Source organism: Agromyces sp. NPDC127015 (assembly GCF_042725165.1).
Classification (GTDB): Bacteria; Actinomycetota; Actinomycetes; order Actinomycetales; family Microbacteriaceae; genus Agromyces; species Agromyces chromiiresistens.
Genome location: NZ_JBHXDI010000005.1, coordinates 463,181 through 478,872 on the forward strand (window position 1 = coordinate 463,181; position 15,692 = coordinate 478,872).

Annotated in this window: 7 protein-coding genes; 3 read left to right on the plus strand and 4 right to left on the minus strand. The window is 71.2% G+C overall.

Annotated elements, in window-relative coordinates:
• Positions 1–118 precede the first annotated feature (118 nt).
• Together ACFWGP_RS16915 and thrC are read left to right on the plus strand one after the other, a co-directional pair.
• Positions 119–10,162, plus strand: coding sequence for a hypothetical protein (locus ACFWGP_RS16915; RefSeq protein WP_376931422.1), 10,044 nt, complete (start codon positions 119–121; stop codon positions 10,160–10,162).
• Between the two features lie 128 nt (positions 10,163–10,290).
• The gene (gene thrC / locus ACFWGP_RS16920) at positions 10,291–11,718 is read left to right on the plus strand and encodes a threonine synthase (protein ID WP_231430568.1); all 1,428 of its coding nucleotides are present in this window, start codon (positions 10,291–10,293) and stop codon (positions 11,716–11,718) included.
• A 66-nt stretch (positions 11,719–11,784) separates the two neighbouring features.
• Here thrC and ACFWGP_RS16925 read toward each other — a convergent pair whose 3' ends face one another.
• Together ACFWGP_RS16925 and ACFWGP_RS16930 are read right to left on the minus strand one after the other, a co-directional pair.
• Entirely contained in the window at positions 11,785–12,573 is a 789-nt protein-coding gene (locus ACFWGP_RS16925) for an ABC transporter ATP-binding protein (RefSeq protein ID WP_231430569.1), read from the minus strand.
• Complete coding sequence (locus ACFWGP_RS16930; protein ID WP_231430570.1) at positions 12,573–13,388, minus strand: ABC transporter permease; 816 nt, start codon at positions 13,386–13,388, stop codon at positions 12,573–12,575. Before ACFWGP_RS16930 ends, ACFWGP_RS16925 begins: the two co-directional genes overlap by 1 nt.
• An 87-nt stretch (positions 13,389–13,475) precedes the next feature.
• Between ACFWGP_RS16930 and ACFWGP_RS16935 the strand changes: the two genes are divergently transcribed.
• Complete coding sequence (locus ACFWGP_RS16935) at positions 13,476–14,015, plus strand: ECF transporter S component (protein WP_376931423.1); 540 nt, start codon at positions 13,476–13,478, stop codon at positions 14,013–14,015.
• Between the two features lie 70 nt (positions 14,016–14,085).
• Here the strand turns inward: ACFWGP_RS16935 and ACFWGP_RS16940 are convergent, their stop codons facing one another.
• Positions 14,086–14,778, minus strand: a complete 693-nt coding sequence (locus tag ACFWGP_RS16940) for an NTP transferase domain-containing protein (RefSeq protein WP_231430574.1) — start codon at positions 14,776–14,778, stop codon at positions 14,086–14,088.
• Positions 14,779–15,009: 231 nt separating this feature from the next.
• Positions 15,010–15,597: a hypothetical protein gene (locus ACFWGP_RS16945; RefSeq protein ID WP_231430575.1), complete on the minus strand. Its 588-nt coding sequence runs from the start codon at positions 15,595–15,597 to the stop codon at positions 15,010–15,012.
• Positions 15,598–15,692: the final 95 nt, after the last annotated feature.

Consider the following 15,692-nt stretch of genomic DNA (forward strand, 5'->3'; position numbering starts at 1 on the left):
ATTTTGCCCCCCAAAGTGAGGGTTTCTCTTGTCAGCGCGTTCTCCGGAGGAGTACAACGGGCGACGGGTGCATACGCCGACGGCGTGCACCGTGCCGGCATCGACTTGGGGGAGTCTCATGCGCGCCAAGAACGTCCCGAACCGTTCGTACACGCAGGCCGAAGGCGTGATCCGACGGCGCCGCCAGGACGGTCGGCGATGGCCGTTCCGGGCGATCGCCGTCGTCGGCGCCTGGGCGCTCGCCCTGACCGGCGCGCAGGTCGCCTACGCCGACCCCGTGACCGACTCCGCCGATGTCGCCCAGCTCCGTGCGGGCATCGCGGCGCTCGCCGAGGTCGCGCTCGGCGACTACGAGGACGTGGGCCCGCTCGCGGCTCCGCTGCCGCTCGCCGACACGGCACCGGGTGTCGCGGTCGTCCGCCCCGGCGCGGCGCTGCAGCTGACGAACACGTTCATCGTCGGCGTGAAGACGGCGCTCCTCGGCCTCGCGCAGCAGGCCACGACCGCCGACTTCATGGCCGGCGTCGACGGACTCGACGCCGACGTGGCGGGGACGCAGCTCGAGCTGATGACGTCGAACCTCGTCGACTCGGGGGACACGCGTGGCTTCGACCTCACGATCCGCGCTTCGCGTACCGTCGACTCGCCCATCGCGATCGTCGACCCCGACGGCCCCGGGGGCGAGCCGCTGCGCCTCGTGACCGCGGAGGCCGACCCCGCTCCGTACGAGATCGCGTTCGAGTTCACGGGAACGGTCCGCACCGACCCGCTGGGGCTGCGCTTCTGGCTCGACACCGCGTCGGGCGAGCCCACCGTCGAGGTCACCGCCGAACTCGCCGGCGACGACGCGTTCGCCTTCCCCGGGGGCGCGGCCGCGATCGGCGTGGGCGACGTCGAGATCCTCGACGACAGCTCCGTCGACGTCTCCGCCGAATGGTCGGGCACGATCGACGATGTCAACGGCGACGGCCGGCTCGCGATGTTCGAGCCGCCGGCGTTCGAGGGTGGGGAGCAGACGCCGGGCGAGCTCACCGTGCCGGCCGACCAGCTCACGACGTTCGAGCTCGCCGGCACCGCGACGGCCGACATCCGCTTCGGGTCGTCGCTGCTCGGGCTGTCGTCCGACCCGGCGCCCTCGCTGACCATGGACGCCGACCTCGCGCAGGTCCCCGAACCGCTCGCCGAGCTCGTCGCGAGCGACGGGGATCTCGCCGCGTTCGAGGCCTTCACCCGCCTGGGGCCGGTCGACCTCGTCTCGGGCATCATCCAGTACGGCACCCTGTTGCGGGCGCTGCAGCGACACACCAACGTCGACGCCCCTCTGCCGCTCGCGAGCGGCACGCTGAGCGAGCTCTACGACCTCGGCGGCGAGTTCGCGAAGCTCGCCGAGGATCTCATCGACGTCCAACCCGACCCCGACCCCGACCCGGCCGATCCCCAGCCCGTGATCGATGTCGGCATCTCGACGGTCGGCGACCTCGCCGACCGCATCGAGAGCGACATCCCCGGTGCACCCGCCACCATCACGCCCGTCTACGACCGCGACGCCGCCGAGGTGCGGCTCGACTTCGTCGTGCACCACGCACTCGACGATCAGCCCGACGTGCCGCCGGTGCTCGAGGACCAGCCGACCGACGACACCCCGCCGCCCGGGCAGGCCGCCTTCGGCGACCAACTGCTCGACACGACCGGCCTGCGCGGCGTCTCGGCGAGCGGCGACCCCGAGACCGTCGAGACGGACGTCGCGTACGACATCGACCTGCCGATCCTCATCGACCTCGACGAGGCCGAGCCCGCAGCCGACGACGCCGCAACCGCCGTCGTCGAGTTCGAGTCGCCGATGGTCTACGAGCGGTTCGGCACCGAGCTTATCGATGGCGCCGAGCTCACCATCACCGAGCAGGCCGAGGCCGCGGTGCACGGCGAGGGCCAGCTCGGCATCGTGCCGGCGGCGATCGGCGGCACCTGGAAGCTGCTGCAGGACGGCACCTCGCCGACGACCGGCGCCGACGTCGACCCGGCTTCCGGCGAGACCGCCACGCCGCGCATCGTCGACCTGCTCGCCGGGCTCTACGAGCACGACGGCGAGCCCGCCGTCTACCCGGTCGCCGCGGCCGTACGGCGCGGCCTCATCGACGCGGACTACACGGTCGTCGGGCACGGTTTCGATGCCGCCCAGCACCTGACCGAGGCACCCGGCACGTTCACGGTCGACGGCCCCGCGTTCGACCAGCCGGGGCAGACGGTCGTGCTCGGCAACGACGAGATGACCCTGCTCGCGGCGCTGAACATCGACACGTCCGAGCCCGACGTGCTGCTCGGCCGCGCGCTCGACGGCATCGGCGCCGTGGTCGACCGGCTCGACGCCGTCGACAGCGTGGTCGGCGGCGATACGGTGCCGTTCCTGAACCGTGGCGTCGAGAGCATCCTGCGGGAGGTCACCGGCCTCCGCGACAAGTACAACGAGTTCCGCGGCGGGCTGCTGCCGACCGACCTCGCCAAGCTCGAGAAGGGCCTCGAAGACGCGCTCGGCCTCGGGGTCGAGTTCCGTCTGCGCGACCTCGACGACGGCGGCGCGATCGAGCCCGCGCTGATCGCGGCGTTCGACGGCACGAAGTCGGTCGAGGCCGAGGTGCCGATGTCGTTCGTGAATGCGGAGCTTCCCTCGATCGCGGGCACCGAGGGCGAAGGCACGCTGCACGCCGTCCTCGAGGCGAAGCTCGCCCTCGGGCTCGTCGTCGGTCTCGATGAGGATGCCGCCGCAGCACCTCCGCGCCTGCTCGACTCGAGCCGGGTGAGCGTGAAGGCCGAGGTCACCGAGCAGCCGCCCGGGTCGGTGCAGCTCGGCGTGCACCTCGGGCCGTTCTCGGCGCAACTCGGCGACGCGACGAACAAGACCGGTCGCATCGCGGTCGGCGTGCGATTCGCGCTCGAGCGCACGAATGCACCCCAGCCGGGAGACCCGGCCGAGGAGCCTCGCGAACTCGACGCGTTCTTCGACGGCGACTTCACGGCCGGCGTGACCTCGCCCGCCGAGGGCGGCAAGTACACGTGCGCCGCCCCGGGACAGGCGCCCGTCGAGGGCAAGTTCGCGTGCGCTGCACTGCCGGTGCTCGTCGACCTCGGTTCCGGCCCCGAGCTTCCGAGCGGCGCGCCGGCGACCGCACCGACTGCGGACGACTACCTCACGGTCAGGTACGGCGACCCCGCCGACCCGTCCAGCGGCCTCACGGACCTGGAGGTCGATGCGCCCGCGGCTCTCGCCAGCGTGCTCGACGCCGCGAGCTTCAGCTTCGACAGCTTCGGCGACGGAATGAAGTCGATCAGCAAGATCCTCGGCCTCGCGATCGACGCGAGCAAGGCCGGCGGCGATCTCCCGGTCGTCGGCGAAGACCTCACCGCACTCGCCGACGGACTCGGAGACGTGAAGGCGTTCCTCGACGACCCGCAGATCCCGGGCCTGCCCGACTCCGACGTGAACGCGGCGGTGTACGGCGCGGGCGGGATCCGCGACGTGCTCGCGCAGAAGCTCATCGCAGCCGGGGTACTGCGCGACAGCGACTACCAGGCCGTCGGCGTGTTCCCCGGCGACGCCGGGGACGACCCGAGCGCCACCGACATCCGCGTCGTCGCCATCTGCAACGACAGCGGCAGCGACGAGCTCTGCGACGGCACCGAGTCGCTGATGTACCTCGTCGACCTGAGGTTCGAGCTCGAACTCGGGCAGGGCGCACGCGACCTGACGGGCGGCTGCCCCGTCGGCGATGCCGCGGCGTGCCCGGGCGTGAGCGAGATCCCACTCGACCTCGGGCTGCCGGGCCTGCCGCTCTCGCTCACCGGCAAGGTCACCGCGAGCGCCGGCTGGACCGTCGAGCTCGGCTTCGGCGTCTCGCGCCACGACGGGTTCTACCTGCTCGACAACCCCGTGCCCGGCACGGGCGAGGCCACTCCAGAGGGAGCGGACGCCCTCGAGGAGATCCGGGTGAACGTCGGGGCGAACCTCACCGCCGGGGTACCCATCACCGGGCGCATCGGCTTCATCGGAATGCAGGCCGAAGACCGCAGCACCGACCCGAACCAGCCGAGCGGCGCACGTCTGATGGCACAACTCGGGCTCGAGGCCGACGGCTGCGAGGACCTCGACCCGGCCACGTACGGGAACGGCGTCACCGGTGGAGCGCACTGCACGAGCGTCATCCCGATCTCGTCGTTCCTCTCGGGCGACATCGGCGGCCTGCTCACCGAGCCGCGCATCGACGGCGGCATCGCACTCGACCTCGACATCGACACCGGCATCGCCGACGGCGGCAACGTCAACACGACGCTGCCGACCTTCACCGCCGAGTTCGGGCTCACATGGGAGTTCGACGGCACCGGCGCGGGCGACCTCGAGCTCGAACTGCGCAACATCGGCGTCGCGCCGGGCGAGATGTTCACCAAGCTCTTCGGCTCGGTGCTGAAGACACTCGACCCGATCCTCGCTCCCACGAAGCCCGTGCGGGAGTTCCTGTTCTCGCCGATCCCCGTGATCAGCGACCTCTCCGAGTACTTCGGAGGAGACCCGGTGACGATGGCCACCCTCGCGAAGGCGTTCGGCGTCGTCGACGTGTCGCTGCTCGAAGACATCGACCAGCTCTTCGACTTCCTCGAGATGATCGAAGGACTCGCGAACGGTTCGCCGTTCATCCTCGTCGACGAGCTCGAGCTCTCGCCCGAGACCGCCCGTGGCGCTCCGCTCACGCAGGATCAGAAGCTCAAGGCCGTGCAAGGCTCGGCCGCGATGACGGGCGACCCGGAGGCCCAGGTCGGCACCGCGCTCGGCGGCACATCCGGCGACTTCGACAAGCTGCGGCAGAAGGGTGCGCCGGCCGGGGAGTCGGACTTCTCCTTCCCGATGTTCGACGACCCGACCTGCCTCGTGGGCCTCCTGCTCGGCAAGGACTGCGCCGTCGTCGAGTGGCGGCCCGACCCGCTCGCCGTGCACATGGAGTACACGCAGAGCTTCGGCCCGTTCTTCGGCGTGCTGTACATCACGATCGGCGGCGCGCTCGACGTGAACGCCCAGGTCGGCGGCGGCGTCTCGACGCGCGGTGTGCGAATGCTCGCCGAGTCGATCATCGGCGGTGAGGTCGACAGCGCACTCGACGCGGCGACGAAGGCCGGCGAGGCCTTCCTGCAGAGCCTCTATCTCACCGACCTCGACGCGGAGGGCAAGGACATCCCCGAGTTCTCGGTGTCGGGCACGATCACCGCGGGCGCGAAGCTCGACATCTTCATCGCCGAGGCCGGCGTGAAGGGCGGCATCACCGCGACGTTCGGGCTCAATCTCAACGACAGCCCCGAGGCCGACGGGCGCATGCACATCGATGAGATCGTCGCGAAGTTCAAGACGCCGATCTGCCTGTTCGACATCGAGGGCAAGCTCATCGCCTTCCTCGAGGTGTACGCCGAGTTCGGGCCCTGCCCGTTCTGCTACTCCGACAGCTGGCGTCTCGCCGAGGTGACGCTGTTCGAGTTCTCGTCGTCGTGCGAGGCGAAGACACCCGATCTCGCGAGCGTCGAAGGCGGCTGGGTCGTGCTCAACGTCGGCGGTCGTGCCGACGTGCGCGGGGCGTTCGAGGACGTCGAGAACGAGTCGTTCACGGTGCATCAGCTGAGCGCCGAACCGCAGGGCGGCGAGTACGAGTTCAGCATCAGCGCATTCGGCTACACCGAGACGGAGAAGGGCGCCGGTGTGCGCATCATCGACGCGCTCGGCGGCAACGACTCGTTCCTGTTCAACGGATCGGGCGCCGGCGCCAAGCCGGGCGACCTCAACCCCGAGGCCGAGCCGCCCGCGGCGGGCGAGTGGGCGTTCAGCGCACCGGTCGACGCGCAGACGCTCGGCGACGGCGATGATCGCATCATCACGGGCTCGGGCGACGACACGGTCAACGGCGGCAACGGGGCCGACACGATCAACCTCGGTGACGGAACCAACACCGCAGCCGGCGACAACTCCGACGGTACGGGCAGCGGGCGCGACACGATCACGGGCGGCGAGGGCGTCGACACCCTGAGCGGCGGCGGTGACAACGACAACATCGACGCCGGGCTGGCGGCCGACGTGATCCGCGGCGACGCCGGCAACGACACCCTGCGCGGCGGCAAGGACAAGCTGTCGGTGCCGCCGGGCCAGACGCCGCCCCAGGACAAGCCCAACAAGATCGATGCGGGCGACCTCATCATCGGCGGCGCAGACGCCGACACGCTCCTCGGCGGCAGCGGCGGCGACCGGCTCTTCGGCGACGACCCGCCCGACGCGACGCCCGACGACGACACCGTCGAGGCCGAAGGCGCGGCGGCACCCGGCACCGATGGCGTCGACCGCATCGAGGGCGAAGCGGGAGCCGACGTGATCTTCGGCGGCGGCGCCCCCGACGAACTGTACGGCGGGTTCCGGCTCGTCGCGAGCGGTGTCGACGACTCGGCCGACCAGCTCCAGGGCGGAGACGGTGCAGACAAGCTGTACGGGTCGAACGGCGCCGACCTGCTCTACGGCGGGCGCGGGGCCGACGCGGTCAACGGCGAGGCCGGCGCCGACGAGGTGCACGGCCAGTCCGATGCCGACCCCGCGCTGAACGGCGGGCCCGACGACGACCGGATGTGGGGCGGACCCGGCGCCGACACGATCAACGGTGAGGCCGGGAACGACGAGCTCATCGGCGACGGCGACGGCGCGGATGCCGCGACCATGGGCGGCGACACGGCCGACGGCGGCGACGGCAACGACCTCGTGCTCGGCGACAACGGGACGATCGACGGCGCGCCCGGTGCACGGGTCGCGCACCCGAGCGAGACGGTCGGCGTCGGAGACCCGTCGCTCTCGGGCGGTGCCGACAAGGACCGCGTCTACGGCGAGGGCGGCGCCGACAACGCCTACGGCGGAGCGGGTCGTGACCTGGTGCACGGCAACGGCGGCGCCGACCACCTCTACGGTGAGCTCGGCGACGACGAGGTCAGGGGCGACGGCGACGACGACTTCGGCTACGGCGGTCCCGGCGCCGACGTCGTGATCGGCAACGCCGGCAGCGACCAGCTGCACGGCCAGGAGGGCGTCGACCTCATCGTCGGCGGTCACGACGACCCGGCGGGCGCCGATGCGGGCGACACCATGTACGGCGGGCCCGACGACGACCGCACGTTCGGCGACGACGTCTCGATCGACGTCGACGGCGGGTTCAACGGTGCGTTCGATCCCGGGCTCGACGCGCTCGACGACGTGACGTTCGAGCCGTCGTTCGTCGTGGGCACCTACGGCGACGACATCGGCGACGGCGGCACGGGCCTCGATGAGCTGCACGGCCAGGACGCCGTCGACCGGCTCTACGGCGCCGAGGACTACGACCAGCTCTTCGGCGAGCTCGCGGGCGACCACCTCGTGGGCGGTGCCGATCCCGACGACATCATCGGCGACCAGGGGACGATCGCGCCGCCGGCTCGCGAGATCGAACCGCCCGCGGGCGGCTGGAAGCCCGGCACCCCGCAGGGCTCGCCCGACGTGGAGCTGAGCCTCGTGGCGCCCACCGTGGGCGGCGGCGACGCGATCTGGGGCGACTTCGACACGGCGGCCGCCCCCTGGCCGACGGGCGGCGACGACCGCGGATTCGGCGGACACGGCACCGACACCCTGCGCGGCGGATCGCACGACGACCACCTCGAGGGCAACGGCGGGCAGGACCGCATCTTCGGCTTCGACGAGGAGAGCGACCACACGGCCGACGACTCGACCGACGGCGCCGACGACCTGATCGGCGGATCGTCGCCGGTCAACCCGCTCGCCGACCCCGACGGATTCGACCACGCGCTCGACGAGGGCGAGGTCGAGATGCAGGGCAACGGCGCCGATGACGTCATGACGGGGGACAACGCGGTGCTGACGCGTCACGCCGACCCCGATGACGCGAACGCCTGGCAGACCGATCCCGTCACGGGCGGGGTCTTCCGCGAGGTCACCCTGCTCGACACCGGCAAGACCGGAGCCGACCTCGCCGAGGTCTCGGGCGGTGACTTCATGGCCGGCAACGACGAGAACGACCGGATCTTCGGCGAGGGCGGCAACGACCTCGCCAAGGGCAACGCCGACGACGACCTGGTGGAGGGCAACCAGGACGGCGACTGGCTCGAGGGCAACGCCGACGAGGACGACGTCATCGGCGGCTCGTCGTTCCCCGACCAGCCCGACACGGGCGACGTGCTCTGGGGCGGCGGCGGCGCCGACGTGCTCGCCGGTGACAACGCGTGCGTCGTGCGCGACGTGCCCGGCGTCGACTTCGACCCGAGCTCGTGCCCCGAGCTCGACGACCCGGCGCCCGAGGAGTTCCACTACGTCACGAGCCAGCTCGGCGTCGAGACGCGGCGCGGCCTCGTCTACCACGACCTCGACGGGCCGTTCCCGAGCGAGTTCGGGCGCGACACGCTGAACGGCGGCTCGGGCGTCGACGCCGAGTTCGGCCAGGACGGCGGTGACGCGCTCTTCGGCGACGGCGGCGCCGACTTCCAGCACGGCAACGGCGACGCCGACATCGTCGTCGGCGACCGGCCGGTCGCGGCGTACGGCGGGATCGCCCTGCCGCCCGAGGTCGGCGGAGTACTGCCGGCGCTCCCGGCGGTGCCGGCCGGCCTGCCCGGCTCCCCGAGCACGGGCGCCGACCTCGTCGGCCCGGCGCAGGCCGACGGGCAGGACGACCAGTTCGGCGGATCGAACCTCGCCGGCCACCGCGACACGGGCGACTGGCTCTTCGGCGACGGCGAAGCCGACTTCCAGCTCGGCGACAACGGCGAGCTCGACCGCACGGTCGAGGGCGAGGGCGACGCCGCCGCCTACGCGGTCTACGAGGAGCGATACCCCGACAACGACCCGCCCGACGACGGCTCCGCGGTGATCGAACGCGACGTCACCCGCTACGACGTCGGAGCGCCGGCGGCGGCCGGGGTCTGGGGTGCCGACCTCGTCTTCGGCGGAAACGGCACGAACCCGCTCATCTCCGCAGGCGCCGGCGACGGCGACGACAGCCAATGGGGCCAGGACGGCAACGACCGGCTGTTCGGCGAGGACGGCGACGACGACCAGTTCGGCGAGCTCGGCGACGACACCATGTGGGGCGGCGACGGCGAAGACGCGATGGTGGGCGACCGCGGCGGAGTGCAGACCCGCTTCGTCGAGGTCGACGGCAGCGACGGCGACGATCCCGATCTCCTCACGCACAACAGCCAGGGCCCTCCCGGCATCAACCTCGGCGGTCCCGACTCGGGCGCGCAGGACGCGGTGCTCCATCCCTTCGAGGCGCACCCGCTCTACCGCGGCACCTCGCTCACGCACGACCGCGACGGTTCGGTGCTCGAGAAGAACGGGCACGAAGTCGGCGGTGCCGACCGCATGCGCGGCGGACCCGGGCACGACTCGCTGCACGGAGGAGAGGGCGCCGACCTCATGAACGGCGACTCCGGCGGCGACTACGCGTACGGCGACGACGGCGCCGACGTGATGTGGGGCGGTCGCGGCGACCCGACGGTCGGCAGCCCCGACCTGCCGGGCCGCAACGACCCGGGCGAGGACGGCGAGTGGATCGACGTGCTGTTCGGCGGTCACGGCCAGTCCGCGGCCGAGGCGGGCGCCGACGTCCTCGACTACCAGCCGCGACCGGGCACCGACCCGGCCGTGTGGCAGACGATGGTCGCCGCGTACGCCGACACCGCGCCGGAGAACGCCGGCGCGGAGACCAGGCAGCACCACCACGGCACCGACTGGCTGTACGGCGGCTGGGACCGCGACGTGCTGCAGGCGGATGTCTCGGCGAACGGCCCGAACGACGGCGACAAGCTGCTCGACTGGAACGGCGCGTACAACCTCTACACGGCCTGCAACGCGGCCTACGGCGGATGGAACAACGTGCGCAAGCTCGACCCGAACAACCTGCTCGGGCTCGAGAAGCTCGCCTACGTGACCGGCGCCCGCGCCGACTTCGACGGGGCACCGACCCTCGCCGACGTGCAGTCCGCGAGCGGGTCGGCGTATCGCGAGGCGGCGATCGTCTACACGAAGGACCTGAAGGACAACTCGGGCAAGGCGTTCTCGTCGACGCCCGGGCACTTCGAGAACTTCATCTGCGACACCGACTGACGACGGACGGCGGAGCGGGAACGGATGCCTCGGGCCGGTCGACGGCTCGGGGCATCCGCGTCACCCGCCGTCGCACTCGGCCGATCCTCGATACGATCGAAGTTCCGCACCGATCCCGGAGGAGCGCCGTGAAGTACGTCTCGACCCGCGGCGGCATGCAGCCGTCGCCGTTCTCCGAGATCCTGGTGGAGGGCCTCGCACCCGACGGGGGTCTCGTCGTGCCCGAGACGGTGCCGCAGGTGTCGGCTGCCGAGCTCGAGGCGTGGCGCGGGCTCGACTACGCCGGCCTCGCGATCGAGGTGATCGGCCGCTACGCCGACGGCGTCCCGCGCGACGACCTCGAACGGCTCTGCCGCGCCGCCTACGACCCGGCGTTGTTCGACCGCGACGAGATCGTGCCGATCCGGCGCCTCGACGACGAGCTCGCGCTCGTGGGGCTCTCGGAGGGGCCGACGCTCGCCTTCAAGGACATGGCGATGCAGTTCCTCGGGCAGGCGCTCGAGTACGCCCTCGCCCACGACGGCGCCACCCTCAACATCCTCGGCGCGACGTCGGGCGACACCGGCTCGGCCGCCGAGGTCGCGCTGCGCGGCAAGCGCGGCATCGCGGTGTTCATGCTGTCGCCGCAGGGGCGCATGAGCCGGTTCCAGCGCGCACAGATGTACTCGCTCACCGACGAGAACATCCACAACATCGCCGTCGCGGGCGACTTCGACGACTGCCAGCACCTCGTGAAGCAGATCGCCGGCGATGCCGAGTTCAAGCGGCGCTATCGCATCGGCGCGGTCAACTCGATCAACTTCGCACGCGTCTGCGCGCAGGTCGTCTACTACGTCTGGGCGTGGCTGCGCGTCACCGATGCGCTGCCCGAGGCCGAGCGCGCTGCGCAACGCATCGACGTCACCGTGCCGTCGGGCAACTTCGGCAACATCTTCTCGGGCTACCTCGCCCGCTGCATGGGCGTGCCGATCCGCAGGCTCGTGCTCGCGACGAACGAGAACAACGTGCTCGACGAGTTCTTCCGCACGGGCGTGTACCGGCCGCGCGCCGGCGTCGAGGCCCTCGCGACGTCGAGCCCCTCGATGGACATCTCCCGCGCGTCGAACTTCGAGCGGTTCGTGTTCGAGGTGCTCGGGCGCGACCCCGAGCGGCTCCGCGAGGCCTGGGTTGGCCTCGAACGCGACGGCGTGCTCGACCTGTCGGCAGAACGCGAGCGCTTCGCCGGCGAGTTCGGGTTCGTGAGCGGCTCGAGCACGCACGCCGACCGGGTCGCCGCGATCCGCGAGACCCACGAGCGCTACGGCGTGGTCGTCGACCCCCACACGGCCGACGGGCTCGCCGTCGCGCGTCGGAATCTCGAACGAGGCATCCCGATGCTCGTGCTCGAGACCGCGAAGCCCGCCAAGTTCCCCGACATCGTGGAGGAGGCGATCGGGCGGACGCCCGAGGTGCCCGAGCACCTGCGCGAACTCCTCGACGCGCCGCAGGTCGTGACCGAGACGGCGAACGACGCCGCCGCGATCCGGGCGATCATCGAGCGCGACGCACTCGCCTGAGCTCTGCGAGACGGCTCCCGAGGCACAAGGCCCACCGTCGCGCGCTCCTCGACCGCGCGAGCGTCGCTACTTCTTCGTGCCGTAGTCCTTGTTGTACTGCTCGAGCACCTCGTCGATGGGCGCGTCGAGCGCGAGCCTGCCCTTGTCGAGGTAGAGACCGCGCGTGCAGAACCGGCGCAGGTCGCGCTCGTTGTGCGAGACGAAGAAGAGGGTGCGGCCGCCGGCGAGCAGCTCGTCGATGCGCCGATAGCACTTCTCGCGGAACGCGGCGTCGCCCACGGCGAGCACCTCGTCGACGAGCAGGATTGGCTCCTCGAGCTGCGAGATCACCGCGAAGGCGATGCGCACCTTCATGCCGCTCGAGAGGTGCTTGTACGGCGTCTCGAGGAAATCGCCGATCTCGGCGAACCCGATGACCTCGTCGAACTTCGCATCGATCTGCGCCCGCGTCATGCCGTGCAGGCCCGCGGTCAGGTACACGTTGTCGCGCACCGTGAGCTCGCCGACGAACCCGCCGGTGATCTCGATGAGCGGCGCGACGCCGCCCGTGATCTCGACCGTGCCCTCGTCGGGCAGCATGACCCCCGCCACGAGCTTCAGGAGCGTCGACTTGCCCTGGCCGTTGCGTCCGACGACGCCGATGGCCTCGCCGGGGCGCACCTCGATCGACACGTCGCGGAGCGCCCAGAACTCGCCCGGCCGGTTGCGGCGGCGCTTGCCGGCGAACAGGTCCTTGAACGAACGGCGGCCGCGGCGGTTGCGTCGGAACCGGATGCCGAGGCCCTCCGTGCGGATCGCGGTCGGCGGTGGCGGGGCGGCGGCGCCGGGGGAGACGGCGGTGGTGGCTTCCGTCATCAGATCTCCTTCAGCACCTGACGCTCGCACGAACGGAACACCCACAGCCCGAGCGCGAGCAGCACGAGCGACATTCCGGTCGACACCGCGACCGCGAACCAGTCGAGCTCGCCCGGGAAGAACCCGGCGCGGTAGAGGCTGAAGATGCCGGTCAGCGGGTTGAAGGCGGCCCACGGGCGCAGGTCGGCCGGCAGGTTCGAGACGCCGTAGACGATCGGGGACGCGTAGAACAGGAACCGCAGGATGAGCTTCACCGCGCGCTCGAGGTCGCGGAAGAACACGACGAGCGGCGCGACGATGAGGCACACGGCGACCGTGAGCAGCGCCTGCAGTGCGATCCCGAGCGGGAAGAGCACGAGCTCCCACGAGACGGTCGCGCCGAACACGATCGCGAACAGCGCGAGCACCGGGATCGCGAGCAGGAACTCGATGCCCTTCGCGAGCACGATGCGGTTGACCCAGATCGTGCGGGGGATCATCGTCGACCGAACGAGCTTCGCATCCTTCAGGAACGCGCGCGTCGAGTCGGACACCGCGCCGTTGAACCACATCCACGGCAGGAGCGCCGACAGCAGGAACACGATGTACGGTTCGGTGCCGCTCAGCCGCTGGAACACGATCGTGAACACGAAGTAGTAGATGCCCGCCATGAGCAGCGGGTCGAGCACCGACCACACGTAGCCGAGCGCCGAGGTCGAGTAGCGCACCTTGAGGTCGCGCGTCGTGAGCAGCCAGAGCGCGTGCCGGTACCGCGCCCACGGCGTCCGCTGGAGCGGATGGGCGTCGCCGTAGGCGACCGGTGCGGTGCTCGTCACGCATCTCATCGTAGATGCCCGGGCGGGGTAGATTTGATGCGGACGGGTGGCGACCTGCCGAGCCCGGTCGAGAGGAGCCGCGCACCCGTGCACCGCACCAGCACCCGCGTCATTCTGAGCTGCGCCGCGATCGGCGTCGGCGGCGGCCTGTTCGCCGCGGGAGCCGGCTACTTCGCCGGCCTCATCGCGGGCATCGCGCCCATGCTCTACGGCATCACGATCGGCTCGCACTTCCTGCCGAGCGCCGTCGCACTCGCACTGCTGAAGCGCCCGGGGGTCGGCATCCTCACGGGGTTCATCGCGGGGCTCGTTGGCGCCGCGTTCGCGCCGCAGTGGATCTGGCGGTTCCTGCTCACGGGCCTGCTCGTCGGCGCGCTCCTCGAACTCCCGTTCTTCGTCACGCGCTACCGCTCGTGGTCGCCGTGGCTGTTCTACGCCGCGGCCGGCGGATCGGGGCTCGCGCTCGCGGCCGGAACGTTCGTCGCGCTCGGCCCCGAGCACTACGCGCCCTGGTTCTGGGCGCTCTACCTCGCGATGTTCACGCTGAGCCCCGTGGTCTTCACCTGGCTCGGTCGTGTGATCGCGCGCTCGCTGTCGCGGGCGGGCGTCGCGCGCACCCTCGCCTGACGTGCCCTGAACGACGAAGAGCGGATGCCTCGAGGCATCCGCTCTTCGTCATTGCGCTGTGTGCTGCAGGTCACACGAAGTGGTTCGCACGCTCCAGGTCTTCGGCGAAGTCGATCTCGACCGCGTAGAGGTCGGAGACGTCCATCGGCTCGACGAGGAGGCCGTTGTGCTCGATCGCGAGCTCGAGACCGCGCTCGAAGTAGTCCTGGTCGCCGACGCGCTGCAGGTGCGCGAGGAACGTGGCCTTGTCGCGGCTCGAGATGTAGTTGATGCCGACCGCTTCGCCGAGGCCGCCCTTGACGGTCTTCGAGAGCTCCTTGATGTAGCCCTCGGCGCTCGTCGTGTACTTCACCTCTTCGTCGGAGACCTTCGCGGTGTTCACCGTGACGAAGGACTGGTCGCGCGCGATGAGCGGAAGGGCCCGGTCGAGGATCGCCGGGTCGAACACGACGTCGCCGTTCATCCACAGCACGCCGCCCTGCTGCGACGCGGCGAGGGCGCGCATGAGCGACTTCGAGGTGTTCGTCTGGTCGTACTCCTCGTTGTACACGAACGACGCCTGCGGGAACGCCTCGATGATGTGCTCGAGCTTGTAGCCGACGACGATCGTCACGTCGGCGGTGCCGCCGAACGCGTGCTCGATGTTGTCGAACTGCTGGCGCATGATGGTGCGGCCGTCGCTGAGTTCGGTGAGCGGCTTGGGGAGGGATCGCCCGAGTCGGCTCCCCATGCCGGCCGCGAGAATCACGATCTGGGTGGTCACTGCATCTCCTTCGGTGGTCGGACGCCCCCACCGGGCGGCCTCGAACCGAGGAATTCGCCCGGAGTTCATCCGGAAGTTCACATATGGACACGCCGTTATGCCGGACTACAGACTATCGGGGCGCCTGCCGAACGGGCCATTCGGGCCGGACGGTCGTAGTCGGATCGTGATACGACGCACAGGCAATGCACAGAAAGCGCCGCCGAGGGCGGGGGCGCGCTCGACGGGCGGTCATTGGTAGGTTGGCTTGGTGACTTCCGTTTCGCGTTCCGACCACGACGACGAAGCTGTCGAAGGCACCGGTGCGGGGGCGTCCGAGCAGGGTGGTGCCCCGACCGGGTCGACCGGCGGCTCCGGCGCCCGCTCGACGAGCGCCGGCTCATCGGCCGGTTCGAAGGCGGGCTCCGAGAAGGGTGCAGCTGCGAAGCCGGCCGGCTCGAACGAGGGCGGCGCGAAGCCGGCCTCGGCGACGTCGAAGACCGCGGCGATGACGCCCGCCGAGCGTTCGGCGGCACGTTCGGCGGCAGCGAAGAAGGCCGCAGCGACGCGCAAGGCCAACAAGGCCGCCGCTGCCGCCGCGGCAGCTGCGGCGGCCGAGGGCGAGTCGCCCTCGAGCACGACGGCCGAGGCGTCCGGATCGAAGCGCAGCGGTGCCTCCCGCGCCGCGTCGGCCTCGGCGAGCTCGGCGCGGAGCGCGGCCGCGCGATCGACGGGGGCCACCCGGTCCTCGAGCGTCGCGAGCGCCGCCGAGACGCGCAATCGCGCCGCCGCGTCGGCGTCGGCGCATCGCCAGTCGCAGCGCGTGGCGGCCTCGCTCACCACTGAGACCACCGCCGCCGAACGCGGCCCGCGCAAGGGCGGCGACGCCGCGGCCCCCGCCGTCGAGCCCGCGGAGGCCCCGGCGAAGGACGGGG

Bases quoted from the DNA above. Each gene is read 5' to 3' on its own strand.
- ACFWGP_RS16915 (WP_376931422.1), top strand. From the start codon at position 119: ATGCGCGCCAAGAACGTCCCGAACCGTTCGTACACGCAGGCCGAAGGC.
- ACFWGP_RS16925 (WP_231430569.1), bottom strand. From the start codon at position 12,573: ATGACGGAAGCCACCACCGCCGTCTCCCCCGGCGCCGCCGCCCCGCCA.